The sequence below is a fragment of the Streptomyces sp. NPDC101219 genome, from assembly GCF_044767675.1.
Taxonomy (GTDB): domain Bacteria; phylum Actinomycetota; class Actinomycetes; order Streptomycetales; family Streptomycetaceae; genus Streptomyces.
In genome coordinates this window covers 1-26999 of record NZ_JBIWOK010000010.1, presented here as the reverse complement: position 1 = coordinate 26999, position 26999 = coordinate 1, and the positions used below count along the sequence as shown (strand labels likewise).

Sequence of the window (26999 nt, the reverse complement as noted above, 5' to 3'; positions counted from 1 at the left end):
GGTCAGGCGCCGAGCTCGCGCACCGCCTGGGCGAACGCCTCACCGCGCCGGATGTAGTTGGTGAACATGTCCATCGAGGCACAGGCCGGGGCCAGCAGCACCGTGTCACCGGGCCGGGCGAGCCGCTGTGCCTCCTGGACAGCCTGGAGCATGGCCCCAGTGTCGGCCCGGTCGAGGTCGACCACGGGCACCTCGGGGGCGTGTCGCGCGAGGGCTTCCCGGATGAGGGCGCGGTCGCGGCCGATCAGGACGACGCCGCGCAGCCGTCCGGCGGCGCCGGCGACCAGGTCGTCGAAGGTGGCGCCCTTGGCCAGCCCGCCGGCGATCCACACGATCGGGTCGTAGGACGCCAACGAGGCTTCGGCGGCGTGGGTGTTGGTGGCCTTGGAGTCGTCGACGTAGGCGACGCCGTCCACGTCGGCCACGTGCGCGATGCGGTGGGCGTCCGGCGTGAACGCGCGCAGTCCGTCGCGCACCGCGCTCGCCGGGACGCCGAAGGCCCGCGCGAGGGCGGCGGCCGCCAGGGCGTTGGCGATGTTGTGCGGGGCGGGCGGGCGGACGTCGGAGACCTCGGCGAGTTCCTGGGCGTTGCGGTGCCGGTCCTCGACGAAGGCGCGGTCGACGAGGATGCCCTCGACGACGCCGAGTTGGGAGGGGGCGGGCGTGCCGAGGGTGAAGCCGACGGCGCGGCAGCCCTCCTCGACGTCGGCCTCGCGGACCAGGTTTTCGGTGGCCGGGTCGGCCGCGTTGTAGACGCAGGCGACCCGGTTGCCCTCGTAGACGCGGCCCTTGTCGGCGGCGTAGGCCGCCATGGAGCCGTGCCAGTCGAGGTGGTCGGGGGCGAGGTTGAGCACGGCGGCGGAGTGGGCGCGCAGCGAGGGCGCCCAGTGGAGCTGGTAGCTGGACAGCTCCACCGCCAGGACGTCGTACTTCTCCTCGCCGGTCACCGCGTCCAGCAGCGAGACGCCGATGTTGCCGACGGCGGCCGTGCGCAGGCCCGCCGCCTGGAGGATGGCGGCGAGCATGCGGACGGTGGTGGTCTTGCCGTTGGTGCCGGTGACCGCGAGCCAGGGGGCGGCGTCCGGGCCGCGCAGCCGCCAGGCCAGTTCGACGTCGCCCCACACGGGCACACCGGCCCGCTCGGCGGCGGCGAACAGCGGCTTGTCCGGCTGCCAGCCGGGCGCCGTGACGACCAGGTCGGTGTCCTCGGGCAGGGTGTCGCCGTCGCCGAGGCGGACGGTGATGCCGAGTGCCTCCAGCTCCGCCGCCTGGGCGCGGGCGCGTTCGTCGTCGCCGTCGTTGACGACGGTGACGTGGGCGCCGAGGCCGTGCAGCACCTTGGCCGCCGGGACGCCGGAGACGCCGAGCCCGGCGACGGTGATCCGGCGTCCGGTGAAGTCCGTGGGACCGGAGGAGGTCACTTGTCCGCTGCCCATCCCGCGTAGAAGAGGCCCAGTCCGACGATCACACAGATGCCCTGAATGATCCAGAAGCGGACCACCACGAGGACCTCGGACCAGCCCTTGAGTTCGAAGTGGTGCTGGAGTGGCGCCATGCGGAAGACCCGCTTGCCGGTGAGCTTGAACGAACCGACCTGGATGACCACCGACATGGTGATGAGGACGAACAGGCCGCCGAGGATGGCGAGCAGCAGCTCGGTACGGGAGCAGATCGCGAGACCCGCGAGCACGCCGCCGAGCGCCAGCGAACCGGTGTCGCCCATGAAGATCTTGGCCGGTGAGGTGTTCCACCACAGGAAGCCGAGGCAGGAACCCATCAGGGCGGAGGCGACGACCGCGAGGTCGAGGGGGTCGCGCACCTCGTAGCAGGCGCCCGGGTTGGTGAGGGTCTGCGCGTTGGCGCAGGACTCCTGGAACTGCCAGACGCCGATGAAGGTGTAGGCGCCGAAGACCAGCACGGAGGCGCCGGTGGCGAGGCCGTCCAGACCGTCGGTCAAGTTCACGCCGTTGGACATGGCGAGGATCATGAACAGCGCCCAGACCACGAACAGCACCGGGCCGATGGTCCAGCCGAAGTCGGTGATGAACGACAGCTTGGTGGACGCCGGGGTGTTGCCGCGGTTGTCGGCGAACTGCAGGGCCAGGACCGCGAAGGCGATACCGACGATCAGCTGGCCGGCCATCTTGGCTTTGGCCCGCAGGCCCAGCGACCGCCGTTTGACGATCTTGATGTAGTCGTCGAGGAAGCCGACCAGTCCCATGCCGACCATGAGGCCCAGCACCAGCAGACCGGAGAACGTCGGCCCGGCGTCGGCCTCCTCGTCCAGATAGCCGGTGATCACCTTGGCCAGGAAGTAGGCGACGACCGTCGCCAGGATGAAGGCGATGCCACCCATGGTCGGCGTACCGCGCTTGCTGGCGTGCTCGCGCGGGCCGTCGTCACGGATGTACTGGCCGTATCCCTTGCGGGCCAGCAGCTTGATCAGCAGCGGGGTGCCGACCAGCGTCAGGAAGAGGCCAATGACTCCCGCGAACAGGATCTGCTTCATCATCGGGCGGCAACCTCACCCTCGGCACCGGTCCCGAGCAGCGCCTGCGCCACGCTCTCGAGCCCGACCGAACGGGACGCCTTCACGAGTACGACGTCTCCCGGGCGCAATTGGCTGCGCAACAGGTCGACCGCCGCCTGTGCGTCGGACACGTGCACCGACTCCTCACCCCACGAACCCTCGTTATATGCGCCCAGTTGCAGCCAGGCGGCTTCCCTGCCCCCGACCGCGACGAGCTTGCTGACGTTGAGCCGGACGGCGAGCCGTCCGACCGCGTCGTGCTCGGCGAGCGCCTCGTCCCCGAGCTCGGCCATCTTGCCGAGCACCGCCCACGTGCGTCCCCCTGCGGCCCGGGAGGCCCTGCCCATCGCTGCCAGGGCGCGCAGGGCGGCCCTCATGGACTCGGGGTTCGCGTTGTAGGCGTCGTTGACGACCGTCACGCCGTCCGGTCGCTCGGTGACCTCCATGCGCCAGCGGGAGAGGGAGCCCGCCTCGGAGAGCGCACGGGCGATCTCGTCTGCGGACATGCCCAACTCGTGGGCGACGGCGGCCGCGGCGAGCGCGTTCGACACGTGGTGCTCACCGTACAGGCGCATGGTCACATCACTTGCACCGGAGGGTGTGTGAAGCCTGAAGGAGGGCTGTCCGCTGTCCGTGAGTCGCACGTTCTCGGCACGGACGTCCGCTTCGCCGGACTCTCCGAAAAGGAGCACCTTCGCCTTCGTACGGGACGCCATGGCCCGTACGAGGGGGTCGTCCGCGTTGAGGACGGCCGTCCCGTCCTCGGGGAGGGCCTCGACGAGTTCGCCCTTGGCCTCGGCGATCTGCTCGCGGCCGCCGAACTCCCCGATGTGGGCGGAGCCGACGTTCAGGACGAGCCCGATCCTCGGGGGCGTCAGTCCGGTGAGGTAGCGGATGTGCCCGATGCCGCGGGCGCCCATCTCCAGGACGAGGAACCGGGTGTCCTCGGTGGCGGTCAGCGCGGTCAGCGGCAGCCCGATCTCGTTGTTGAGCGAACCGGGGGTGAAGACGGTCGGTGCCTTCTGCCGGAGCACCTGGGCGATGAGGTCCTTGGTGCTGGTCTTGCCGGCCGAGCCGGTCAGGGCGACGAGGGTGGCGCCCAGCCTTCGGACCACGTGCCGGGCGAGGGCGCCGAGGGCCGCCTGAACGTCGTCGACGACGATCGCCGGCACGCCGACGGGGCGGGAGGCGAGCACGGCCGCCGCACCCGCCCCGACGACCGCCGCGGCGAAGTCGTGGCCGTCGACGCGTTCCCCGACGAAGGCGACGAAGAGGCTGCCGGGGCCCGCCTCCCGTGAGTCCCGGACGACCGGTCCGGTGACCTGGACGGACGGATCCGGTATGTCGTGCGTCTGCCCGCCGACGACTTCTGCGATCTCGGCGAGGGAGAGGGCGATCACAAGTTCATCCCTGGGTCTTCTTGATGGCTTCGCGAAGCACCTGGCGGTCGTCGAACGGACGCACCACCCCGGCGATGTCCTGTCCCTGCTCGTGGCCCTTGCCGGCGACCAGCACGGTGTCGCCGGGCTCCGCGCGGGCGACGGCGGCGGCGATCGCGGCGGCCCGGTCCTCGAAGACCTGCACCTCGCCGCGCTCGTGGGCGGGCACGGAGGCGGCGCCCTGGAGCATGGCCGCGAGGATCGCGAGGGGGTCCTCGGAGCGGGGGTTGTCGGAGGTCAGCACGGCGGTGTCGGCGAGCCGGGCGGCCGCGGCGCCCATCGGCTCCCGTTTGCTGCGGTCGCGGTCGCCGCCGCAGCCGAGCACGACGTGCACCTTGCCCTCGGTGATGCGGCGCAGGGCGCGCAGCACCGACTCGACCGCGTCGGTCTTGTGGGCGTAGTCCACCACCGCGAGGTACGGCTGCCCCTCGTCCACCCGCTCCAGGCGGCCGGGCACACCCGGCACGGCGGCGATGCCGTCGGCGGCGGACTGCGGGTCGAGCCCGGCGGCGGCCAGCGCGACGATCGCGGCCAGCGTGTTGGCCACGTTGAAGGGTCCGGGCAGCGGCGAGGTGGCCGAGATCCGCTCGTCCTTCGGGCCGACCACGGTGAACGTCGAGTCCAGCGGGCCGACCTTGACGTCCTCGGCCCGCCAGTCGGCGTCCGGGTGGCCCTCGGCGGAGTAGGTGACCACGGGGACCCCGGACTCCTTGGCCAGCCGGCGGCCGTACTCGTCGTCCACGTTGACCACGCCGAACCGGCTGCGGGCCGGGGTGAACAACTGCGCCTTGGCCTGGAAGTAGTCCTCCATCCCGGAGTGGAACTCCATGTGCTCCGGGCTGAGGTTGGTGAAGACCGCGATGTCGAAGACGCAGCCGTCCACCCGGCCGAGCACCAGGGCGTGGCTGGAGACCTCCATGGCGACCGCGTCGGTGCCGCGTTCGCGCATGACGGCGAACAGCGCCTGCAGGTCGGTGGCCTCGGGCGTGGTGCGTTCGGACTTGATGCGCTCGTCGCCGATGCGCATCTCGACGGTGCCGATGAGCCCGGTGCTGCGGACGGTCCGCAGGCCGCCCTCGACGAGGTAGGCGGTGGTGGTCTTGCCGGAGGTGCCGGTGATGCCGATCTGCAGCAGGTCGCGGCCCGGGTGGCCGTAGATGGTGGCGGCCAGTTCGCCCATCCGCGCCCGCGGGTCGTCGACCACCAGCGCGGGGAGTCCGGTCGCGGCGACGCGCTCGGCCCCGGCGGGGTCGGTGAGCACGGCGACCGCGCCGAGGCTCGCGGCCTGGCTGACGAAGTCGGCGCCGTGCGCCCGGGCTCCCGGGAGGGCGGCGTACAGGTCGCCGGGCCGGACGGCACGCGAGTCGTGGGTGATGCCCGTGACCTCGGGTGCGTGTTCGGGCGCGGGGGCACCCAGCTGATCGGCGAGTTCCGTCAGGGGTGTGGCGGAGAGCTGCACCGGCCGGGGCGGTCCCGGATATGTCACGGGGTGGCCCTTCTGGGTGGTTTGGGACTGATCAGGGTGTGGCACGGCGGTGAGCGTACCGGGCGCGACCGCGTCGGAGCCAAAGCGGGGCCCGTGCGGTCCGCCGTCCCGGGCGGGCCGGGGCGTCGTGGGGCCGGGCGAGGAGGAGGGGAGGTGCGGTGTCCCGGGGTCCGGGTGGTTCGTGGTCACGGGGTGGTTCCTGGTGGCTCGGTCGTGCGGGACTCGGGGGCCGGCACGGGGCGGACGGGGGACGGTCGGCGTGCGGCCCGGCGGGCGGGCCGGTGCCCCGGCCCGGGGCGGCCGGGCGGGGACGCGGTGCCGGTCAGGGGCTGAAGGTGACCGGCAGTCTGGCGGGTTCGGCGCCGGTCGGCGGGACCTGGAGGGACTTCAGGGCGAACTCCATGACCTGCTTGTAGACGGGTCCGCAGATCTGGCCGCCGAAGTAGCTGCCCCGGGTGGCGTTCTGGATGACGCAGTAGACGGTGACCCGGGGCTTGTCGGCGGGCGCGAACCCGGCGAACGACGAGGTGTAGCCGTGGTACTTGCCGGTGGCCGGATCCACGCGGTTGGCCGTGCCCGTCTTGCCCGCGACGCGGTAGCCGGGGATCCGGGCCTTGGTGCCGGTGCCCTCCTCGTCGTCGACCACCGACTCCAGCATTCGGGACAGGGTCGTGGCGGTCTTCTCGCTGACCACCCGCTTCTTCTCGGGCTTCGGGGCGGGCGTGAAGCGGCCGTCGGGCCCCTTGCTGCCGCGCACCAGCCGGGGTTCGACGCGTACGCCGCCGTTGGCGATCGTGGAGTAGACCGAGGCGGCCTGCATCGCGTTGACGGACACGCCCTGGCCGAAAGGAATCGTGTACTGCTGGGAGGTCGACCACTGGCCGGGCGGCGCGAGGATGCCCTTGGTCTCGCCCGGGAAGCCGAGTCCGGTGTGGCTGCCCAGGCCGAAGGCGCGCAGGTAGTCGTACAGCACCTTGTTGGCGGCGGACTGGGTCTTGCCGAGCTGTCCGGTGGCCAGGATGGTCCCGATGTTGCTGGACTTGGCGAGGACGCCGTTGAGCGTCAGGTACCAGGTGGGGTGGTCGATGTCGTCCTTGAACAGCCGGTCGCCGCGGTGCAGCCGGTTGGGCACCACGACGTGCGTCTGCGGGGTGGCGGCGTTCTCCTCCAGCACGGCCGCCATCGACAGCACCTTGGCGGTGGAGCCGGGCTCGAAGGCGTCCTGGAGCGCGGCGTTGCCGAGCGTGTCGGGGTTCGCCTCGGAGAGGTCGTTGGGGTCGAACCCGGGGGCGTTGGCCATCGCGAGGACCTCGCCGGTGCGGGTGTCCTGGACGATGACGTAGCCGCGGTCCGCCTTGGACTTCTCCACCTGCTTGCTGATGGCGTTCTGCGCGGCCCACTGGATGTCGCGGTCGATGGTGAGCTCGATGTCGCTGCCGGGCACGGCCGGGGTCTCGGTGGAGCCGGCGGTCGGGACCAGCCGGCCGCCGGACTGGGCGTAGCGGATCTCGCCGTCCTTGCCGGCCAGCTGCTTGTCCAGCTGGAGCTCGATGCCGCCGCCGCCCTTGCCGGAGGCGTTGACCCAGCCCAGTATCCCGGCGGCCAGCTCGTTGTTCGGGTACACCCGCTTGCTGGTGGGCACGGAGAAGACTCCGGCGAGGACGTTGACGGCCGACTTGTCGGTCTCCGTCTTCTTCGCCAGCGTGGACTTCAGGTCCTTGATCTGCTTCCAGACCTGCGGGGTCTGGCGGCCGGCCAGCTTCACGTAGCGCTGCTTCTTGTTCTCCGGCCGCAGCTTCCCGACCAGCTTGTCCTGGGACTGGCCGAGGATCGGCGCGAGGAGCGCCGCCGCCTGTTCCGGTCCGTCGGTGATCTCCAGCTCGGCGGGCGCGAACATCGTCGGGTCGGCGGTGATGTCGTAGGCGTCCTCGCTGGTGGCGAGGGCGACGCCGTGGCGGTCGGTGATCTCGCCGCGCTCGGCGGCCAGCACCTGGCCGACGTAGCGGTTCTGTTCGGCCTTGGACGCGTAGGTGCCGGCGTCGACGGCCTGCACCTGCACCAGGCGCACCACGAAGGCCAGGAGGACCAGGGTCAGTGCGACGCCGACCAGGCGCAGCCGGGGGCGGGGGCTGCCCAGCTTGATCGTCTTGGGGGCCGGGCGGGCCGGGCCGGGCCGACGGGCGGGGCGGGCGCCGGGCGCAGGGCGGCGGGCGGGGCGGGCGCCGGGCGCGGGGCGGCGGGCGGCTCCCCGGCCGGCGGACCTGGCGGGGCCGGGCACCCGGCGGCGCGGCGGTTCCCTGTCGGACACTTCCGTCACCTGCCGGGGGTCGAGGAGGGAGCGGGGGCGGGGGCGCCCGTGGGGACCGAAGCGGCGGCGCTGGGCAGCGGGACCGTCGCGGTGGCCATCGCCTCGGGTGCCGGGACGCGGGGGGCGCCGGCCGCGGCGGCGGGGCCGGGGACGCCCTTGACCTTGCCGTCGGGGCCGAGGAAGGCGGGGTCGCCGCCGGGGACCATGCCGAGGTCGCGGGCGCGGCGCTGGAGGGCGTCGGGCGCGGAGTGGGCGTCGATGTCCCGCTGGAGGGCCTGCTCCTCGTCGGTGAGGTTCTTGGTGTCCCGCTTGAGGTCGTCGAGTTCGAAGGCGCCCTCGCTGAGCGCGGAGTTCAGTACCAGCAGTCCGATCAGCCCGCCGCCGAGGAGGAGGACGACGAGGAGGACGAAGGGGGTGCGGGCCGCCCGGGCCCGCCCGGCGGGGAGGAGCTGCGCGAGACGGGCCGCCCTCCCCCTCAGTTCGGGTTTCCTGTTCACTCACGCTCCCCTGGGTTCGTTCTTCTGCCCGTGCACGTCCCCCCGTCCGGCGCCGCTATGCGACGTCCTCCCTGATGCGCTGGGCGCCGCGCAGCCGTGCGGGGGCCGCGCGCCGGTTCTCGGCGATCTCCTCCTCGGTGGGGAGTTCGGCACCTCGGGTGAGCAGCTTGAGCCGGGGCTGGTAGCGCTCGGGGACCACCGGCAGTCCGGGCGGGGCGGTGGTGGCGGCGCCGGCCGCGAGGACCTGCTTGACCAGCCGGTCCTCCAGGGAGTGGTACGACAGCACGGCGATGCGTCCGCCCACTTCGAGGGCCCGCACGGCGGCCGGGATCGCCCGCTCCAGCACGGCCAGCTCGCCGTTGACCTCGATCCGCAGGGCCTGGAAGGTGCGCTTGGCCGGGTTGCCGCCGGTGCGCTTGGCCGCCTGGGGCAGGGCGTCGCGGATCAGCTCCACCAGCCGTGCGCTGCGGTCGAACGGCTCCTTCTCGCGCTCGCGGACGACGGCCGCGACGATCCGCTTGGCCTGCTTCTCCTCGCCGTAGGTCCGCAGGATGCGCACGAGGTCGCCGGGCGGATAGGTGTTGAGGACCTCGGCGGCGCTCATGCCGGCCGTCTGGTCCATGCGCATGTCGAGGGGGGCGTCCTGGGCGTAGGCGAAGCCCCGGTCGGCCTCGTCGAGCTGCATGGAGGACACGCCGAGGTCGAACAGCACGCCCTGCACGCGCGGCAGGCCGAGCCGGTCGAGGACGTCGGGCAGCTCGTCGTAGACGGCGTGCACCAGGGTGGCCCGCTCGCCGAAGGGGGCCAGCCGTTCGCCGGACAGGCGCAGGGCCTCCTTGTCCCGGTCGAGGGCGACCAGGCGGGCCTCGGGGAAGCGGCGCAGCAGGGCCTCGCTGTGGCCGCCGAGGCCGAGGGTGCAGTCGACGACCACCGCTCCGGGCCGCTCCAGGGCGGGGGCGAGCAGGTCCAGGCAGCGGCCGAGCATGACCGGGACGTGCCGCGCCGGGCCTGCCCCTCGCTCGCCGTCACCGGTGTTCTCACGCGCTTCGCGCCCTGTCACTGATGGGCCCTCTCACATCCGGCCCGGCCGTGTCGCACCGCCGGGTCCCCGCCCCTCCCCCGGTGACGGGGCGGCCTGTCGGCGCCGGAAGCGGGAGGAGGCCGGGAGCGGGAGGAGGCCGAGCCGTGCGTACGCGCCGCGCACGCGAGGAGATCTCCGGGCGGGGCCCGGGTCTCCCTGGAAAACAGTCCGGCGGGAGGGCCTCGCCTCCCGCTTCGCGTCACTTTAGTCCACGGTGTCGCCCGGTCAATCAACCGGCCTGCGCGTCGTGGGCGGGGGGCGCGGGGTACGCCCCGGCACGGGACAATTCACCCACAAGAGGCAGATCACATCGCCTCTGTGGATTACCTCACAACAAATCCCGATGCGGTTCTTTGTCCCGTCTCATGACGCGCCGCGGCGGGAGGTGAGCATTACCGTCATGAGTATGACGACTTCTGCATCGGTTCCCGCAGGCTCAGGACGGGCGACGCTCGGCGAGGAGACGGTCACCGACCGTCTGGTCGACGCCAACCATCAGTACGCCGCGGCGTTCAGCGACCCCGGCATGGACGCCCGCCCGGTCCTCCGGGTCGCGGTCGTGGCCTGCATGGACGCCCGTCTGGACCTGCACGCGGCGCTCGGCCTCGAACTCGGCGACTGCCACACCATCCGCAACGCCGGCGGGGTCGTCACCGACGACGTGATCCGCTCGCTGACCATCAGCCAGCGCGCTCTGGGTACGCGCAGCGTGGTGCTGATCCACCACACCAACTGCGGTCTGGAGTCCATCACCGAGGAGTTCCGGCACGACCTGGAGATGGAGGTCGGCCAGCGGCCGGCCTGGGCCGTCGAGGCCTTCCGCGACGTCGACCAGGACGTGCGGCAGTCGATGCAGCGGGTGCGGACCTCGCCGTTCCTGCTGCACACCGGCGACGTGCGTGGTTTCGTCTTCGACGTCAAGAGCGGTCTGCTTCGGGAGATCGACCCCGCCTGACCTGCCGCCCGTCCCGATCGCGCCCCTGGTTCCCCGGGAGGCACGAAGGTCGTACGACCTGACATATCGCCGCCAGTTGTCCACAGGCGAGTGACACGAATCGGTAACGGCGGCAAGAATGCGGGAGTGGTGTCACGCGGAACTTTTCCCGCGTGGTGTCCGTGATTCGGGGTGGGCCGGTCCGCACAGCAAGGCGTCGGCCCGGAACATATGTGCCCACGCTCCCCGGGAGCGTGGGCAAAGGCCGAGGAGGGCCGGGTGCCGACCTTTGACGATCGAGCGAGCCATGGGGGCGCCCCCGACCGAGCGTATTCGAGGGTGGGAGATGATCTGACCGCCGTCGCGGAGCGCGTGCGGGGGTCGGTGGAAGGCGTGATCGAGGGCAAGCCCGAGGTCGTACGGCTCTCGCTGACCGTGCTGCTCGCCGAGGGACACCTGCTCATCGAGGACGTCCCGGGAGTCGGCAAGACGATGCTGGCCAAGGCGCTGGCGCGGTCCATCGACTGTTCGGTGCGGCGGATCCAGTTCACGCCGGACCTGCTGCCGTCGGACATCACGGGGGTCTCGATCTGGGACCAGCAGCGCCGTGACTTCGAGTTCAAGCCGGGTGCCATCTTCGCGCAGGTGGTGATCGGCGACGAGATCAACCGCGCCTCGCCCAAGACGCAGTCCGCGCTGCTTGAGTCGATGGAGGAGCGCCAGGTCACCATCGACGGCAAGACCTACGAGCTGCCCAGCCCCTTCATGGTGGTGGCGACGCAGAACCCGGTCGAGATGGAGGGCACCTATCCGCTGCCGGAGGCCCAGCGCGACCGTTTCATGGCCCGCGTCTCGGTCGGCTATCCGAGCGCCGAGGCCGAACTGCAGATGCTGGACGTGCACGGCGGCGTCTCCCCCCTGGAGGACCTCCAGCCGGTGGCGCACGCGCACGACATCGTGAAGCTGATCGAGGCGGTCCGCGGCGTCCACGTCGCCGAGCCGGTCCGCCGGTACGCGGTCGACCTGGTCGGGGCCACCCGTACGCACCCGGACCTCAGACTCGGCGCGTCACCGCGCGCCACGCTGCACCTGCTGCGCGCGGCGAAGGCGGCCGCGGCCCTGAGCGGCAGGGAGTACGCGCTGCCGGACGACGTACAGGCCCTCGCCGTGGCCGTGCTCGCCCACCGGCTGCTGCCCACCGCGCAGGCACAGCTCAACCGCCGCACCGCCGAGCAGGTCGTCCAGGAGATCCTGCAGAGCACCCCGGTCCCGGCGGCGGCACCCCAGCAGTCCGGCTTCGGCCCGGGCCAGGGCGTGCCGGGTTACGGCCAGCACCCGCCGCGGAGGCTGTGATGGCCTCCGCGGGGGCGGCCCGGGCCGAGGGGACCGGCGGTGACCGGGGCGGCGTACGCACGGCCCTGGCCGGGCTGACCACCCGCGGACGTTCCTTCCTGGCCGCCGGGGTGGCCGCCGCGATCTGCGCGTACGTGCTCGGCCAGAGCGATCTGCTCCGGGTCGGGCTGCTGCTGTCGGTGCTGCCGCTGGTGTGCGCGGGCGTGCTCTACCGCACCCGCTACCGGGTCGCGGGCAGCCGCCGGCTCTCCCCCGCTCGCGTCCCGGCCGGGTCGGAGGCCCGGGTGCACCTGCGGATGGACAACGTCTCCCGGCTGCCCACCGGCCTGCTGATGCTCCAGGACCGGGTGCCCTACGTCCTGGGCCCCCGCCCGCGGTTCGTCCTGGACCGGGTGGAGGCGGGCGGGCGCCGCGAGGTGTCCTACCGGGTCCGCTCCGACCTGCGCGGCCGGTACCCGCTGGGCCCGCTGCAGCTGCGGCTGTCGGACCCGTTCGGGATGTGCGAGCTGACCCGCTCGTTCTCCACCTACGACACGCTCACGGTCGTCCCGCGCGTGGAGCCGCTGCCGCCGGTGCGGCTGAGCGGCGAGGCGAGGGGGTACGGCGACGGCCGGCTGCGGGCCCTGGCCCTGGCGGGGGAGGACGACGTGATCCCGCGCGGCTACCGCTACGGCGACGACCTGCGCCGGGTGCACTGGCGCTCCACGGCCCGCTACGGCGAGCTGATGGTGCGCCGCGAGGAGCAGCCGCAGCGCGCCCGCTGCACGGTGCTGCTGGACACCCGGGCCATCGCCTACGAGGGCGCCGGGCCCGACTCGGCCTTCGAGTGGGCGGTGTCGGGCGCCGCCTCGGTGCTGGTGCACATGCTGGAGCGGGGCTTCTCGGTACGGCTGCTGACCGACACGGGCAACGCGGTGCCGGGCGAGGGCTCCGACGGGTTCGCGGGCGCCGGCCAGGAGTCGGCGGACGCGGCCGGGCTGATGATGGACACCCTCGCCGTGGTCGACCACTCCGACGGAGCGGGCCTGTCCCGCGCGTACGACGTGCTGCGCGGCGGCAACGAGGGCCTGCTGGTGGCGTTTCTCGGCGGCCTCGACGAGGAACAGGCCGCCGTGTGCGCGCGGATGCGGCAGCGCAGCGGCGGCGCCCTGGCCTTCGTCATGGACCGGGAGAGCTGGCGGCGGGACCCGGCCGGCGGGCCCGGCCCGGCGGAAGGCCACGGGGACACCCTGCGCCTGCTGCGTGAGGCGGGCTGGACGGCGGTGGGCGTGCCGCGCGGTGCCGCCCTGGAAGGGCTGTGGCGGCTGGCGGAGCGGGAGCGCTCCGGACTGGCCGCGGCGAACGGCGGGGAGGGACCGTGATGAGCGGGCGGATACGGCTGACCCTGGCGGCGTGGGGGGCCACGCTGCTCGCGGCGAGCGCCCTGCTGCCCCTGGTCAGGCCGGCCACCTGGCTGATGCAGGCGGCGTTCCTGCTGGCCGTGCAGGCGGGCGTGGGGGCGGCGGCCCGCAGGGTGCCGCTCTCCCGGTTCGTGACGGTGGCGGCCCAGCTGCTCGTCACCCTGTTCCTGCTGACCCTGGTCTTCGCCCGCGAGCACGCCTTCGCCGGGCTGATCCCGGGCCCGGAGGCGATCCGCTACTTCGCCGAGCTCCTGGAGAGCGGCGGGAACGACGTCAGCCGGTACGCGATACCGGCGCCTCTGTCCGACGGCATCCGGCTGATGCTGGTCGGCGGGGTCCTGGTCATCGGGCTGCTGGTGGACACGCTGGCGGTCACCTTCCGCAGCGCGGCCCCGGCCGGGCTGCCGCTGCTCGCCCTGTACTCGGTGGCAGCGGGACTCGCCGACGGCGGCAGCGACTGGCTGTGGTTCCTGCTGGCGGCCGCGGGCTATCTGATGCTGCTGCTCGCCGAGGGCCGCGACCGGCTGTCCCAGTGGGGGCGGGTCTTCAGCGGGGCGACGCGCGGCCCGGGCGGTGAACCGGGCGCGACCGCCCCGGTGCGCACCGGCCGGCGGATCGGCATGGTGGCGCTCGGCATCGCCCTGGTGGTGCCGCTGGCCCTGCCGGCGATGGACGGCGGCCTGCTGGACCCGGCCGGTTCGGGCGTCGGACGCGGCGGCGGCGGGGGCGGCACGATCTCGGCGGTGAACCCGCTGGTCTCGCTGCGCGACTCACTGAACGTGAACGAGGACCGCCAGGTGATGTCGGTGCGCACCGAGCTGGAGGACACCTCCGACCTGTACCTGCGGATCGTCTCCCTGGACGACTTCGACGGCACCACCTGGAAGCCGTCGAAGCGGTCCATCACCACGGTGCCCGACGGCACCTTCCCGACCCCGGCGGGCCTGGGCCCCGAGATCGAGCGGGCCGAGGTCGGCACGACGATCTCGACCGCCGACTGGTACGGCCAGGACTGGCTGCCGATGCCGTATCCGCCGAGCGGGGTGAGCATCCGGGGCAACTGGCGCTACGAGCCGGTCGGGATGACGCTGGTCGGCGACCACGGGCAGGACACCCGCGGGATGACCTACGAGGTGCGCAGCCTCGACGTCCGGCCCACGGCGGAGCAGCTGGCCGGTGCGCCGGAACCGCTGGCCGTCCTGAAGCGGGAGTTCACCCAGCTGCCCGACTCGCTGCCGGACGTGGTCCACCGCACCGCCCGCGAGGTCACCGAGGGCGCGGCGAGCGACTACGACCGCGCGGTGAAGCTGCAGGACTGGTTCGCGGTGAGCGGCGGCTTCGAGTACGACACCCAGGTGGACGTCGGCAGCGGCTCGCGGGCGATCGCCCGCTTCCTGCGCGACAAGCAGGGCTTCTGCGTGCACTACTCCTTCGCCATGGCCTCGATGGCCCGGTCCCTCGGGATCCCGGCGCGGGTGGCGGTGGGCTTCGCGCCCGGCACCCCGCAGGCGGACGGCACGGTGGCGGTCGGGCTGCGGGACGCGCACGCCTGGCCGGAGCTGTACTTCGAGGGCATCGGCTGGACCCGTTTCGAGCCGACGCCCACCCGGGGCTCGATCCCCTCGTACACGCAGCCGGACACGGAGGAGAACGCGCTGCCGGACCCGGCCCGGCCCTCGGAGGCGGCCTCGGCGGCGCCGTCCGCGGCACCGTCCGCGAGCGACGGCTGCACGCTGGAGCGGATCCGGCTGGACGGCGGGTGCCCGACCGAGTCGGCCGAGGCGGTGATCGCGGCCGGTGGCGACGGCCCGAGGTGGTACACGGTGCTGCTGTGGGCGCTGGGCGGGCTCGCGGTCCTGCTGGTGCCCCTGACACCGATGCTGTGGCGGCTGCGGACCCGTGCGGTGCGTCTGGGCGCCCACGGACGCTCCGAGGCCGATGCGGCGCCGCATGTCCTGGCCGTCTGGGACGAGGTGACGGACACGGCGTGGGATCACGGGGTCTCCCCCGACGAGTCCCTGACACCGCGCAAGGCGGCGGCACGGGTCGTCCGGCTCGGCCGGCTGGACGGTGAGGCGGCGGCCTCGGTGCACCGGGTGGCGGACGCGGTGGAGCAGGTCCTCTACGCCCCGCGTCCACGTCCCGTGGCCGGTCTCGCGGACGACGTCCGCCGGGTGATCACCGGTCTGCGGGCGTCCTCCGGCCGGGGCGCGCGCCTGCGGGCCGTGTTCGCCCCGCGCTCCACCGTGCGGGTGGTGTGGCAGGCGTCGGCGTGGTGGGCCGGGGTGCGACGGCGCGCCCTGGCGCTGCGGCCGACGTGGCGCCGGCCCTCGCGGCAGCAGGGCTGAAGCGGGCGCCGGACAGGAGCGGACGTGAGGGGCGGTACGGCTACGGCCGTACCGCCCCTCACGGCTGTTCGAGGACTCTTCTGCGCCCGGCCCCCCGTCCGGTCGTTCGGCGTCCGGTGGCCGCTGTGCGGTGGCGTGCCGTGGCGTCCCGGATGCGGACGGGGCGGGGGCGGGGGCACGGGCCGGTGGAGCGGTGCAGGGGCGCCGTGGGGGCTGGACGCCCGCGGCGGGCGGGCGTCCGGGGTCCCCGGGCATGCGTGAGGGGGCGACCGCCGAGCGGGCGGTCACCCCCTGCACCACGTCTTCACCTGTCCGACGGCTGCGCGGAACCGGTGGAACATCCGGGCCTAATGGCCACCCTGTTCGTCTCGGCGACGCTGCCAGCGTTCCTCGATCCGGTGCATCATCGACCGTCGCTGTCGGCCCTGTCGTCCCGCCTGCGGGACGCCCGGGGCACCGGCGGCCGGCTGCTCACCGGGCTTGGGCGCTTTGCGCCAGCCGGTCACGGCGAGAACCGCGCAGCCCAGCATGACGAGGAATCCCACCACGCTGAGCCAGACCTGCTGGGCGACCATACCGGCCATGAGGAGCGCAATACCTACGAGGAAGCCCACGACCGCCTGGTAGACCCGCCGCCGGGTGTACGTACGCAGCCCGCTTCCCTCGAGCGCCGACGCGAACTTGGGATCTTCGGCGTACAGCGCTCGCTCCATTTGCTCGAGCATGCGCTGCTCGTGCTCCGAGAGCGGCACGGAGTCCTCCTCATCGTGCAGTCGCCGGGGGCGACCCGGGGGTCCCTACAGGATAGGCAGGGAATCGCCCCCGTGAAACCCGCCCCTCTACGCCAATGGGCCAACCGGAACCCGTCATGGACGTGCCGGCCCGCTGAGGCTCTCATTCCCCGGCGGCCGTCCCGTCATGCCGGGGCGGTCTCCCTCGATCATACGGCGCCCAGCCGCCATTCGGGGGGCCTGTGGCGCACTCCATGCGCGCGCGGGGTTTCGTACGAGCCCCTGATCAGCGGCTCGTCACACGAGACAACTCAGTCCCCGGCGGTCCCGGGGGCCCCGCCTGCCTCGCCCAGCACATGGAGCTGCGTGGCCACGGAGTGGAAGGCGGCGAGTTCCGCCGCCGCGGCCTCCAGCTTCAGCAGGGCGTCCAGCGCGCCGGGCTCGGTGTCCACGAGCGCGCCGGGCACCAGGTCGGCGAAGACGCGTACGCCGTGCACGGCGGCGATCCTGAGGCCGGCCCCCTCGGCGAGGCCGGTCAGCTGGCCGGCGGTGAAGCGGCGGGGCATGGGGTCGCCGCTGCCCCATCGGCCGTCCGGGTCGCCGAGCGCCTGGTGGGCCTCGGTGAAGTGCCCGGCCAGGGCGCGGGCGATGACCGCGCCGCCGAGACCGGCGGCGAGCAGGCTGAGGACGCCTCCGGGCCGCAGGGCGGCCACCGCGTTGCGCAGACCGTCGGCGGGGTCGTCGACGTATTCGAGGACGCCGTGGCACAGCACGACGTCGTAGCCGCCGCGCTCGGCCACGTCGAAGAGGCCGTGCGCGTCGCCCTGGCGGCCCTGGACCCGGTCGGCGACGTCGGCCTCGGCGACCCGGCGTTCGAGGGCGAACAGCGCGTTGGGGCTGGGATCGACGACGGTGACACGGTGGCCGAGACGGGCCAGGGGGACGGCGAAGTTGCCGCTGCCGCCGCCGGCGTCGAGGACGTCCAGCGCCTGGCGTCCCGTCGCCTTCACCCGCTTCTCCAGGGCGTCCTGGAGGATCTCCCAGACCACGGCGGTGCGCAGGGCGGCCCGGGACCGGGCGGGTTCCGGGCGCGGCGACGCCGTCTGCGGGTGGTCGGGGGCGGACGGGCGCATCGGGTCCGGCACGGCAGTTGCTCCTCGGCGCGGCACCGCCTTCATCCTCGGGCGGGGCGATCGGACGTGTCCGCCCGGTCCCGGGCATCGGGACGGGCGGGCTTCAGGCGCCTTCCACCCTATTGCCTCCACCGCCGGATCCGGTCACCTGCCTGCGCCGTCGGGGCGCGGGCGGACGGACGGCGCGGCCCGCCGCCCGGGCCGTCCGCGCCCCCGGTCCGGGTCAGCCCGCGTCCGGCATGTCCCGGTCCGCGGCACCGCCCGGGCCGGGCCCCTGGGGACGGCCGGCGCCCGGACGCTCCGCGCCCGGACGGCCGGTGTCCGGTCGGGGCTGCGGGAGGACCGGCTGGAGGACGAGCATCCGCTCCACCAGGCGCAGGAACACCGCCACGTCCCGTATCAGGTCGTCGGCGTCCCGGCCGGTCGCCGCGCCCTGGATGCCGGCCTCGGCCCGGGCGCGGCGCCGGGCCCCGGAGGCGAACAGCGCGCTCCACTCGGTCAGTTCGGGCGCGATCTCGGGGAGCACTTCCCAGGCGCTCCGTATCTTCGCCCGGGCCCGGGGCGAGGTCTCCGGCCGGCCGCGGGCGGCGAGCACGGCGGCGGCGGTGCGCAGGGCGGCCAGGTGGGCCGTCGCGTAGCGCTCGTTGGGGGTGTCGAGGACGGTGGCCTCGTCCAGTCCGGCACGGGCCTGGGCGAGCAGGTCGAGGGCGGCGGGCGGGGCCGCGGCGCGGCGCAGCACGGGGTGGACGTCGCTCGCCGGGCCGGTCAGTGAGGGGGCAGGGCCGGCTGCGCGGCGCCGACGGGCGGCGGCTGCGGACGAGTGGGCCATGACGAACCTCCTGTCGTCTTCGTGACGGCACGCCCGAGACGGGATGCCGTATGACACATCGTGAGGTATGGCACTGACAATCCGTTCTGACCTGCGACGTTGCCTCGATCGAGCGTTCGGGCTAACTTTTGCACTGACCAGTCAGTTCAAACATGGGGGAACGTGTGGACGGTCAGGGCGGAGCCGATGTCGCGGCCCGCGACTTCGGCCTGAAGGGACCGCGGGGCTGGGCGTTCCGCGGGGTCTCGGCCGACGCGGAGCCCGGCTCGCTGATCGCGGTGGAGGGACCGTCCGGCTCGGGGCGCACCTGTCTGCTGCTCGCGCTCACCGGGCGGATGCGGCCCACGGAGGGCCGGGCCGCCGTCGGCGGGCACGAGCTGCCCGGACGGATGGCCGCGGTCCGCAGGATCAGCGCACTCGCGCACGTCACGGGGGTGACCGACCTCGACCCGGCGCTCACCGTCGGGGAGCACCTGCACGAACGGGCGCTGCTCCAGCGCCGTTTCGGCGACACCCTGTCGGCGCTGCTGCGGCCGCGCGGCGAGCGGGCCGCGCGGGAGAAGCGGCGGGTGGACACCGCGCTGGCGGCGGCCGGACTCGATCCGCAGACGCTGCCGAAGGGCATCCGGACGGCGGTGCGGGACCTGGAGCGGGTGGAGGCGCTGCGGCTGTCCGTCGCGCTGGCGCTGCTCGGGGGGCCGCGGCTGCTCGGCGTCGACGACACGGACCTGAAGCTGTCGTCCGCCGAACGGGAGGAGGTCTGGGACCTGTTGAGGTCGCTCGCCGCGTCCGGCACCACGGTGGTGGCGGTGTGCAGCGAGGCCCCCGACGACGCCGTCCGCGTCCGTACGGGCGCCGCCCCGCAGGAGAACGCGTCGGAGCAGACGGACACGCGGGACGCCGCAGAGGACCCGGACACCGCACCGGACCGCGGCGAGCAGGACGACCGGCCCGAGGCCCCGTCGGACCACCTCGCCGACGACCGCCCCGACACCCCGCGCGACGCGCAGGACCCGCACCACGACACGAAGGAGGCGGCGGTCGATGCGCTCGCCGAAACTGGCCGCTCTTGAGCTCCGGCGGTTCGGGCGCGGCAAGCTGCCGCGTGCCGCGCTGGTCGCGCTGATGGTGCTGCCGCTGCTCTACGGCGCCCTGTACCTGTGGTCGTTCTGGGACCCGTACGACCGCCTGGACCGCATCCCGGTGGCGCTGGTCAACGACGACAAGGGGGCGACCGCGGACGGGAAGAGGATCACCGCGGGCGACGACATCGCGGAGGGGCTGCGCGAGAGCGGCACCTTCGACTGGCGCGAGGTGAGCGCCGAGGAGGCGCGCCGGGGCGTGGAGGACGGCACGTACTACCTGTCGCTGACGATGCCCGCCGACTTCAGCCGCCGGATCGCGTCCAGCTCCGGGGACGCGCCGGAGACCGGCGCCCTGAAGGTGCGGACCAACGACGCCAACAACTACATCGTCGGGCAGATCTCCCGCACGGTGTTCGGTGAGGTGCGCCAGGCCGCCTCGGCCAAGACCTCGCGGTCCTTCCTGGACAAGATCTTCGTGTCGTTCTCCGACATCCACGGCCGGACCGAGGAGGCGGCGAAGGGCGCCGACCGGCTCAAGGGCGGGATCGGCAAGGCGGAGAAGGGCTCGAAGGACCTCGCCGGCCATCTGACGAACGCCAAGCAGGTCAGCGGCAAGCTGTCCAAGGGCCTGGTGGACCTCCACAAGGGGGCGGGCAGCCTCAAGGACGGCTCCCGCAAGGTGGCCGACGGGACGGGCGCCCTGGCGGACCGGGTGAACGCCCTCGACACCGAGGTGGGCCCGTTCCTGGAGAAGAACGAGAAGGCCATCGGGGACACCGCACGGCTCGTCGCCGACGCGGCCGGCGGTCTCCGCGGCGACCTCGACACGCTGCGGGAACGCGCCCCGTCCGCCGCCGAGGACGCCCGGACCGCCTCCACGGCCCTGAACGACGTCCACCGCACGCGCTGCGAGGAGGCCGAGGAACCCGACGCCGCCTGCGCCGACCTGGGGAAGGCGAAGGACGCGGCGGCCGACGCGGCCGGTGCCGCCGAGGAGGTCGGCGCCCTGGTCACCGACCACCGCGAGGACCTGAAGAAGCTGGACACGCGGCTGGGCACCCTGGAGAAGCAGGCCGAGGCGCTGGCCGGCCGCGCGCCGAACCTGTCCGAGGACCTGGACGACGCGGTGAAGCGGATCAACGAACTCGACAAGGGCGCCGGCAAGGTCGCCTCCGGCCTGAAGAAGCTGCACGAGAAGCTGGGCACGGCCGAGTCGGGCGCGTCCGGGCTCGACAAGGGCATCGGCAAGCTGGAGACCGGTGCCGTGGACCTGAACGGCGGCATCTACAAGCTGGTGGACGGCTCCGGCAAGCTGGCCGGAGGCCTGCACGAGGGCGCCGACCGCATCCCGGACTACGACGCGCAGGACCGCGACCGGCGCACCGAGGTGATGGCCGATCCGGTGAAGCTGGTCTCCCGGGACCTGCACAAGGCGCCCAACTACGGCACCGGTTTCGCCCCGTACTTCATCCCGCTGTCGCTGTGGGTGGGCGCGATGGTGGCGTACATGCTGATCGCGCCGATGAACCGGCGGGCGCTCGCGGCGGGTGCCTCCGCGTGGCGGATCGCGCTGGCGGGCTGGCTGCCGGTGGTGGCGATCGGGGTGCTCCAGACGATGGCGCTGATGGCGGTGCTGCACTGGGCGATCGGGCTGCAGATGGCCCGGGCGGCGGGCACGGTCGGCTTCCTGTTCCTGGCGAGCGCGTGCTTCGCGGCGATCGTGCAGTGGCTGAACGCCCGGTTCGGCGCGGCGGGCCGGATCCTGGTCCTGGCGCTGCTGATGCTCCAGCTGACGTCGGCGGGCGGCACGTACCCGGTGCAGACCAGTCCCGGCTTCTTCGAGGCGCTGCACCCGTACCTGCCGATGAGCTACGTGGTCGAGGCGCTGCGGCGGCTCATCACGGGCGGCGGGCTCGGTCCGGTGTGGCAGGCGTGCGCGGTGCTGGCGGTCTTCACCGCGGGCGCGCTGGCGCTGACCGCCCTGTCGGCCCGGCGCCGCCAGGTGTGGACCCTGGACCGGCTGCACCCGGAGCTGAGCCTGTGACCGGGCGGCCCGGCGGGGCTGTGACAATCAGGGCCATGGAAAGCAGCAGCGCCGTGTCGGGCGGCAGCGCCCGCCGTGAGGCCACCCGGCAGAGACTCTACGAGGCGGCCGTCACCCTCATCGCCGAACAGGGGTTCTCCGCCACCACCGTGGACGAGATCGCCGAACGGGCGGGGGTGGCGAAGGGCACGGTCTACTACAACTTCGCCAGCAAGTCGGTCCTCTTCGAGGAACTCCTGCGGCACGGGGTCGGTCTCCTCACCGCCTCGCTGAAGGAGGCGGCCGACCGGACGGCCGGGGCGGGCGGCTCCGCGGTCGACGCCCTGGACGCGATGATCCACGCGGGGTTGGTCTTCATCGACCGCTATCCGGCCTTCACGCAGCTGTACGTGGCGGAGCTGTGGCGCACCAACCGGGCGTGGCAGTCCACGCTGATGGTGGTGCGCCAGCAGGCCGTGGCGGTGGTCGAGGGGGTGCTGCGGGAGGGTGTGGAGCGCGGCGAGCTGAGCGAGGAGATCGACGTCCCGCTGACGGCGGCGGCGCTGGTCGGGATGGTCCTGGTGGCCGCGCTGGACTGGAAGTCGTTCCAGGCCGAGCGGTCCCTGGACGATGTGCACGCGGCGCTGTCCCGGCTGCTCCAGGGCCGGGTGAGCGGCTCCGGATGAGCGGCTCCGGATGAGCGAAGGCGCCGGTCCGCCGGTGGCCGCGTCCCCCGCGGGCCACCGTCGGTCCGGCGCCTTCCTTGCTCCCCCGTGCGTTCCCCCGTCGGAACCCCCGTGCGGTCGTCCCACGGGTTCCCCCGTGCCTCGCTCCCGCCGACGTCCGTCGGCGGAAGGAGCGGAACGAGGGCCGTCTCCGTTCCGGCGCCCCGTGTCGCCGGTGCCGGAGCCGCGCCCCCTCTCCGTGGTCTCCACTGTGCCGTTCACGCAGGTCGCCGCCCATCCGCACAGCTACTCATCTGCGCCGCTGAGTACGGGTACTCACCCGTGCGCCCCGGCACCCGGGGGGCCGCGCCGCCGGACGGGCCCCGGCGCCCGGGCGCCGGTACTCGGCGCGGGCCGGGCCGGTGGCGGCGGATAAAGTCCCTGGCATGGCACGGATTGCGGTGATCGGCGCCGGGATGGGCGCGATGGGGGCGGCCGCCCGGCTGGCCGTCGCGGGCCACCGGGTGACGGTGTACGAGCGGACGGAGACCTACGGGGGCGCGCTGCGCCGCCGGGAGCGGGACGGGTTCCGTTTCGACACCGGCCCCGGTCTGCTGCCGCTGCCCGCGGTCTACCGGGACCTGTTCCTGAAGACCGGCCGGGAGCCGCTGGAGGAGTGCGTCGAGCTGGTCCAGGTCGACCCGTCGTCCCGGCACGTGTTCGCGGACGGCACGCAGGTGGCGCTGCCGAACGCCTCGCGCGCGGGTGTGGTCGCCGCCCTGGACGGCACACTGGGCGCCACCGCCGGCCGGCGCTGGGGCGACTTCCTGGTGCGGGCCCGCGAGACCTGGGACCGGACGCGCCGGCCGCTGCTGGAGGAGCCGCTGTGGCCGAACTGGCAGGTGCTGGCCGAGCGGGAGCCCTACCCGGCCGTCCCGCACCGCAGGCTGCTGCGCACCCGCGTCGCGGGCACCCTGGCCGAGGTGGGCGCCTGGGAGCTGCGCGACGCCCGCCTGGTCGCCCTGCTGGAGAGCCATGCGCTGGCCCTCGGCATGGATCCGCGGACCACCCCGGCCAACGCGGCGGTGCTGCCGTACATGGAGCACGCCTTCGGCATGTGGTACGTGCGCGGCGGTCTGCGGGAACTGGCCCGCGCGGTCCACGACCGGTGCCGGGCGCGCGGGGTGGAGTTCCGCTTCGGCGCCGAGGTGGTCCGGGTGCGGGAGAAGGACGGCCGGGTGGCGGGCGTGGAGCTCGCCGACGGGAGTGCCGGGGACGCGGAGTTCGTGGTGGCGGGTGCGGCGCCCGGTGAGCTGGACCGGCTGTGCGGGGACATCCCGGTGCGCGGGGACGGCGAGGTCCCGGCCCGGCGGGCGGCGGCGAGCCGGCTGGCCGTGCTGCTCGCGCTGCGCGGCGGGCGGCCCGGGGGCACCGCCCACCGCACGGTGGTGCACGCGGCGGACCGCGAGGAGGAGCTGGGGGCGCTGTTCGGCGGCCGGCCGTCGCTGCCCGCCCGTCCGACGGTCACCGTGCTGCGGCCGGACGACCCCGCCCTCGTCCCCGACGCGGGCCACGAGGCGGTCACGCTGTCCGCGGTGGTGCCCGCGCGGCCCGGCGGGTGGCACGGGCCGGACGCGGAGGCCCTCGCCGCGTACGCCGGGCAGCTGATCGAGGTCGCGGAACGCGCGGTGCCCGGCCTGCGCGACCGGCTGCTGTGGCACGAGGTACGCACCCCCGCCGACATCGCGGCGGAGACCGGGGCGCCGCACGGGGCGGTGCCGCCGCCCGCGCTGGCGGCGGCCGGCGGACGGCTGCTGCACGCGGCCAACAGCACACGCCTGCCGGGGCTGTTCACGGTCGGCGGCTGGTCCCATCCCGGCGGCGGGCTGCCGCACGCGGGGATGTCGGGGGCGCTGGTCGCCGGGCTGATCGTGGAGGGGCCGGACTTCCGCGGGTCGCAGTGACGGCCGGGCCCGGATGACGCGCGTCCGGCGCCCGCAGCCCCCGTCGGGGCGCGGGGCGGGTCAGTAGCGGTACTGCTCGTCGTATCCGTTGCCGTAGGTGGGGCTGTTGCCGGGGACCTGCTGGTTGTCCTGGTGCGGGTAGGGCTGCTCGGCCGGGAGGTCGCCGCCGTAGGTGTCGTCGGTGCGCTGCTGCGGCACCCAGAGCCCGCCGGCCGGGGTCTCGCCGCCGTAGCCGCCCGCGTAGGCGTCCTGGCCATAGGTCTGCTGGCCGTAGCCCTGGGTGTCGGTGTACCCGGTGTCGTAGGAGGTTCCGCCGTAGGTCGGGGATCCGATGTACGGGTCGGAGTAGGCGGCGTACTGCTGCTGCCCGGTGGTGTCGTAGCCCTGCTGCTGGCCGTAGCCGGAGTAGTCGTACGAGTAGCCCTGGCCCGCGGTGGCGTACTGGTCCTGGTACGGGTCCTGGGACGGGGTGGCGTAGCCGCCGGTGTCGCCGTAGGTGCCGTAGGAGCCGGTGTCGTCCGGCATCGGCTGGGGCTCGTAGACCGCGGTGGTCTCGGCCGCCGAGGGCCGGTCCGGGCGGGGGGTGAACACGTCGTCGCGGCCGTAGTCGTCGTCCTGGCCGTAAGCGTCGTCGTGGCGCCGGTCGGCGGACTCGTCCGGGTGGCCGTCGCCGGACGCCTCGAGGTCGGAGACCTCCAGGGTCGGCTCGTCACGGTCGTCACGGCGGCCCTTGACGGCGGCCAGCCCGGGCGCGTTGACCGCCCAGCCCTCCGCGAAGCCGCGGCGGAAGGACAGCGTGACGTACGTCTGGCCGACCGCGAAGGCGGCGGCGCCCAGACCGATGACGACCACGGACGGGATCAGCACGCCGACCACCACACCGAGGAAGCCGACGAAGGCGAGCAGCCGCCAGCGCAGCCGCGCCTTGTACTGCAGCAGCACCTCGCCGAGCAACCACAGCGCGACGATGCCGAACGCGATGTAGAGGACCGTCCAGCCCATGTACGCCCCTCTCCCAGTGGCCGCTACGCAGTGTGTCGTACACCGGTGCGACCGGTCTAGGCCCGCGGTGGGTGGTGCAGGCCCAGGTTCTCGTAGATTTCCAGCGTCGCCGTGGAGTTGTTGAGCGTGATGAAGTGCAGTCCGGGCACTCCCTCTGCCAGCAGCCGCGCGCAGAACTCCGTTGCGAACTCGATACCGATGGAGCGTACCGCCGCCGGATCGTCCCTGGCTGTGAGGATCCGCTCTTTCAAGGTGTCGGGGAACACTGCGTTACTCAGCTTTGGCAATCGTTCCAGCATCTTCACGCTGGTCACGGGCATGACCTCGGGGATCACGGGCGTTTCGCAGCCCGCAGCGTCGACTCGGTCACGCAGCCGCAGGTAGGACTCCGGCTGGAAGAACATCTGCGTGATGGCGTAGTCGGCGCCGGCCCGGCACTTGTCGACGAAGTGTGCCACGTCGGTGTCCCAGTCGGCCGACCGCGGGTGCATCTCGGGGAAGGCGGCGACGCCCACGCAGAAGTCGCCCGACTCCTTGATGAGCCGGACGAGTTCGGCGGCGTAGGTCAGGCCCTGCGGGTGGGCGACCCAGTCGCCCATCGGGTCGCCGGGCGGGTCGCCGCGCACCGCGAGCATGTTGCGGATCCCGGCGTCGGCGTACTGGCCGATGATGTTGCGCAGTTCGGCGACGGAGTGGTTGACGGCGGTCAGGTGCGCGACGGGCGTGAGGGTGGTGTCGGCGACGATCTGCTCGGTCTCGTGCACCGTGCCCGCGCGGGTGGAGCCGCCGGCACCGTAGGTCACGGACACGAAGTCGGGGGCGACGGCCTCGACGCGGCGCAGCGCGCTCCAGAGGTTCCGCTGGCCCTTGGGGGTCTTCGGCGCCGAGAACTCGAAGGAGTACGTCGTCTTGCCACCGGCGAGCATGTCGCGCACGGTGCGTGCGCGGTCGGTCCTGGTGGATGCGGTTCCGAGGGCCATACCGGCAGGTTAGCCAGGGGTCGTCGGCCCCCCAACCAAATGGGGGAGATTTGCCGGAATTGCCGCTTCGCTGTCCACCTTTTGGACAGTGCTGAGACGAAAGCGGGTCATTCCGCGCCGGGCACGGCTCCCCCGTCCGGGCCGTCCGCCGCAGCCTGCCGCAGCCGCTTCGCGAACTCCGCCGCCGCCGCGCCCGGGTCGTCCGCCTCGGTGAGGGCGCGGACGACGACCACCCGGCGGGCGCCCGCGTCCAGGACCTCGTCGAGGTTGCCGAGGTCGATTCCTCCGATGGCGAACCAGGGGCGGGCCGTGCCGAGGCCGGCCGCGTAGCGGACCAGGTCCGGGCCGGGGGCGTGGCGGCCGGGCTTGGTCGGGGTGGGCCAGCAGGGGCCGGTGCAGAAGTAGTCCACGCCCTCCTGGACCGCCGCCGCGGCGGCCTCGGGCCCGGCGTGGGTGGAGCGGCCGATCAGGACGTCCGGCCCCAGGATCGCGCGGGCGGCGGGCACCGGGAGGTCGCCCTGGCCGAGGTGGAGGACGTCGGTGCCGGCGGCGTGGGCCACGTCGGCGCGGTCGTTGACCGCGAGCAGCTTGCCGTGCCGTGCGCACGCCTCGGCGAACACCGCGAGGTGGTCCAGCTCCTCGGCCGCCTCCATCCCCTTGTCGCGCAGCTGCACGATGTCGACACCGCCCGCCAGTACGGCGTCCAGGAACTGCGGGAGGTCCCCCTGCCGCGTCCGGGCGTCGGTGCACAGGTACAGGCGGGCGTCGGCGAGACGCGCGCGGGCGGTGGCGGCGGTGTCGGTGCCGGTGTCGGACATGCGGTGCTCCCCCTGGGGCCCGAAGGCGGGCGTCGGTGTGCGGTGCGCGGTGTGCAGGCGCGGTGCCTGGTGCCCGGTGCCTGGTGTGCGCTGCCTGGTGTGCGCTGTGTCGGATGGGTCGTGGCCGGGCCCTGGAGCCGCTGGTCCGGGATCCGGGACGTCGGGTCCGGGATCCGGGACGCGCCGGATCCGGCGTCCGGCCGGGGTTCACCCCCGGCGCGGCGGCCGGGCACAGGGCGCCGTACGGCCGCCGGTGAACGCTACGGGTGCCTGCGGCCCCCGGGCCCGGCCGTCCGTGCGGGCCCGGCCGTCCGTGCGGGCCCGGCCGTCCGTGCGGGCCCGGCCGTCCGTGCGGGCCCGGCCGTCCGTGCGGGCCCGGCCGTCCGTGCGGGC

General features: G+C 73.8%; 21 protein-coding genes and 1 pseudogene. 8 read left to right on the top strand and 14 right to left on the bottom strand.

Annotation, left to right across the window (positions count from 1 at the left end; all coding sequences use genetic code 11):
* Window positions 1-2: 2 nt before the first annotated feature.
* The 7 genes from murD to rsmH all read right to left on the bottom strand — a co-directional run bounded on the left by murD (window position 3) and on the right by rsmH (window position 9320).
* Window positions 3-1436: a UDP-N-acetylmuramoyl-L-alanine--D-glutamate ligase gene (gene murD / locus ACIRPP_RS20620; protein ID WP_403644709.1), complete on the bottom strand. Its 1434-nt coding sequence runs from the start codon at window positions 1434-1436 to the stop codon at window positions 3-5.
* Entirely contained in the window at window positions 1418-2509 is a 1092-nt protein-coding gene (mraY, locus tag ACIRPP_RS20615) for a phospho-N-acetylmuramoyl-pentapeptide-transferase (RefSeq protein WP_192230448.1), read from the bottom strand. Before mraY ends, murD begins: the two co-directional genes overlap by 19 nt.
* Window positions 2509-3930, bottom strand: coding sequence for a UDP-N-acetylmuramoyl-tripeptide--D-alanyl-D-alanine ligase (gene murF, locus ACIRPP_RS20610; protein ID WP_403644706.1), 1422 nt, complete (start codon window positions 3928-3930; stop codon window positions 2509-2511). Before murF ends, mraY begins: the two co-directional genes overlap by 1 nt.
* Window positions 3931-3934: 4 nt before the next feature.
* On the bottom strand, window positions 3935-5455 hold the full coding sequence (locus ACIRPP_RS20605) for a UDP-N-acetylmuramoyl-L-alanyl-D-glutamate--2,6-diaminopimelate ligase (protein WP_403644703.1): 1521 nt from the start codon (window positions 5453-5455) through the stop codon (window positions 3935-3937).
* A gap of 322 nt (window positions 5456-5777) precedes the next feature.
* The gene (locus ACIRPP_RS20600) at window positions 5778-7763 is read right to left on the bottom strand and encodes a penicillin-binding transpeptidase domain-containing protein (protein ID WP_403644700.1); all 1986 of its coding nucleotides are present in this window, start codon (window positions 7761-7763) and stop codon (window positions 5778-5780) included.
* Window positions 7764-7768: 5 nt separating this feature from the next.
* On the bottom strand, window positions 7769-8260 hold the full coding sequence (locus tag ACIRPP_RS20595) for a hypothetical protein (protein ID WP_403644697.1): 492 nt from the start codon (window positions 8258-8260) through the stop codon (window positions 7769-7771).
* Between the two features lie 55 nt (window positions 8261-8315).
* Window positions 8316-9320 carry a 16S rRNA (cytosine(1402)-N(4))-methyltransferase RsmH gene (gene rsmH, locus ACIRPP_RS20590; protein WP_403644694.1) on the bottom strand — a complete coding sequence of 335 codons (1005 nt, stop codon included), beginning with the start codon at window positions 9318-9320 and terminating at the stop codon, window positions 8316-8318.
* A 427-nt stretch (window positions 9321-9747) separates the two neighbouring features.
* Here rsmH and ACIRPP_RS20585 point away from each other — a divergent pair, with 427 nt between their 5' ends.
* The 4 genes from ACIRPP_RS20585 to ACIRPP_RS20570 all read left to right on the top strand — a co-directional run bounded on the left by ACIRPP_RS20585 (window position 9748) and on the right by ACIRPP_RS20570 (window position 15376).
* Window positions 9748-10296: a beta-class carbonic anhydrase gene (locus ACIRPP_RS20585; protein WP_403644692.1), complete on the top strand. Its 549-nt coding sequence runs from the start codon at window positions 9748-9750 to the stop codon at window positions 10294-10296.
* A gap of 258 nt (window positions 10297-10554) precedes the next feature.
* The gene (locus ACIRPP_RS20580) at window positions 10555-11628 is read left to right on the top strand and encodes an AAA family ATPase (RefSeq protein ID WP_403644690.1); all 1074 of its coding nucleotides are present in this window, start codon (window positions 10555-10557) and stop codon (window positions 11626-11628) included.
* Window positions 11628-12989: a DUF58 domain-containing protein gene (locus ACIRPP_RS20575; protein WP_403644687.1), complete on the top strand. Its 1362-nt coding sequence runs from the start codon at window positions 11628-11630 to the stop codon at window positions 12987-12989. Before ACIRPP_RS20580 ends, ACIRPP_RS20575 begins: the two co-directional genes overlap by 1 nt.
* A complete protein-coding gene (locus ACIRPP_RS20570; protein WP_403644684.1) occupies window positions 12989-15376 on the top strand; it encodes a DUF3488 and DUF4129 domain-containing transglutaminase family protein in 2388 nt (795 codons plus the stop codon). The genes ACIRPP_RS20575 and ACIRPP_RS20570 overlap by 1 nt, the downstream gene beginning before the upstream one ends.
* Window positions 15377-15723: 347 nt before the next feature.
* On the opposite strand, the gene ACIRPP_RS20565 is transcribed toward ACIRPP_RS20570, so the two are convergent.
* From ACIRPP_RS20565 to ACIRPP_RS20555, 3 genes are all read right to left on the bottom strand, one after another.
* Complete coding sequence (locus ACIRPP_RS20565) at window positions 15724-16128, bottom strand: DUF3040 domain-containing protein (protein WP_403644681.1); 405 nt, start codon at window positions 16126-16128, stop codon at window positions 15724-15726.
* A gap of 290 nt (window positions 16129-16418) precedes the next feature.
* Complete coding sequence (locus ACIRPP_RS20560) at window positions 16419-17252, bottom strand: methyltransferase (RefSeq protein WP_403644679.1); 834 nt, start codon at window positions 17250-17252, stop codon at window positions 16419-16421.
* Between the two features lie 211 nt (window positions 17253-17463).
* Window positions 17464-18069: an SAV_6107 family HEPN domain-containing protein gene (locus tag ACIRPP_RS20555; RefSeq protein ID WP_403644676.1), complete on the bottom strand. Its 606-nt coding sequence runs from the start codon at window positions 18067-18069 to the stop codon at window positions 17464-17466.
* A gap of 152 nt (window positions 18070-18221) precedes the next feature.
* Here ACIRPP_RS20555 and ACIRPP_RS20550 point away from each other — a divergent pair, with 152 nt between their 5' ends.
* The 4 genes from ACIRPP_RS20550 to ACIRPP_RS20535 all read left to right on the top strand — a co-directional run bounded on the left by ACIRPP_RS20550 (window position 18222) and on the right by ACIRPP_RS20535 (window position 23806).
* Window positions 18222-19142, top strand: coding sequence for an ATP-binding cassette domain-containing protein (locus ACIRPP_RS20550; protein WP_403644673.1), 921 nt, complete (start codon window positions 18222-18224; stop codon window positions 19140-19142).
* A complete protein-coding gene (locus ACIRPP_RS20545) occupies window positions 19114-21198 on the top strand; it encodes a YhgE/Pip family protein (RefSeq protein WP_403644670.1) in 2085 nt (694 codons plus the stop codon). Before ACIRPP_RS20550 ends, ACIRPP_RS20545 begins: the two co-directional genes overlap by 29 nt.
* A gap of 35 nt (window positions 21199-21233) precedes the next feature.
* Complete coding sequence (locus ACIRPP_RS20540) at window positions 21234-21863, top strand: TetR/AcrR family transcriptional regulator (RefSeq protein WP_164351267.1); 630 nt, start codon at window positions 21234-21236, stop codon at window positions 21861-21863.
* Between the two features lie 425 nt (window positions 21864-22288).
* A complete protein-coding gene (locus tag ACIRPP_RS20535; protein ID WP_403644666.1) occupies window positions 22289-23806 on the top strand; it encodes a phytoene desaturase family protein in 1518 nt (505 codons plus the stop codon).
* A gap of 60 nt (window positions 23807-23866) precedes the next feature.
* Here ACIRPP_RS20535 and ACIRPP_RS20530 read toward each other — a convergent pair whose 3' ends face one another.
* From ACIRPP_RS20530 to ACIRPP_RS20515, 4 genes and pseudogenes are all read right to left on the bottom strand, one after another.
* A complete protein-coding gene (locus ACIRPP_RS20530) occupies window positions 23867-24808 on the bottom strand; it encodes a hypothetical protein (protein WP_403644663.1) in 942 nt (313 codons plus the stop codon).
* 56 nt (window positions 24809-24864) lie between these two features.
* Window positions 24865-25788: a methylenetetrahydrofolate reductase [NAD(P)H] gene (gene metF / locus ACIRPP_RS20525; protein ID WP_403644660.1), complete on the bottom strand. Its 924-nt coding sequence runs from the start codon at window positions 25786-25788 to the stop codon at window positions 24865-24867.
* 107 nt (window positions 25789-25895) lie between these two features.
* Window positions 25896-26606 carry a thiamine phosphate synthase gene (gene thiE, locus ACIRPP_RS20520; protein ID WP_403644657.1) on the bottom strand — a complete coding sequence of 237 codons (711 nt, stop codon included), beginning with the start codon at window positions 26604-26606 and terminating at the stop codon, window positions 25896-25898.
* A gap of 207 nt (window positions 26607-26813) precedes the next feature.
* A pseudogene (locus ACIRPP_RS20515) lies at window positions 26814-26999 on the bottom strand (hypothetical protein); the annotation flags it as partial.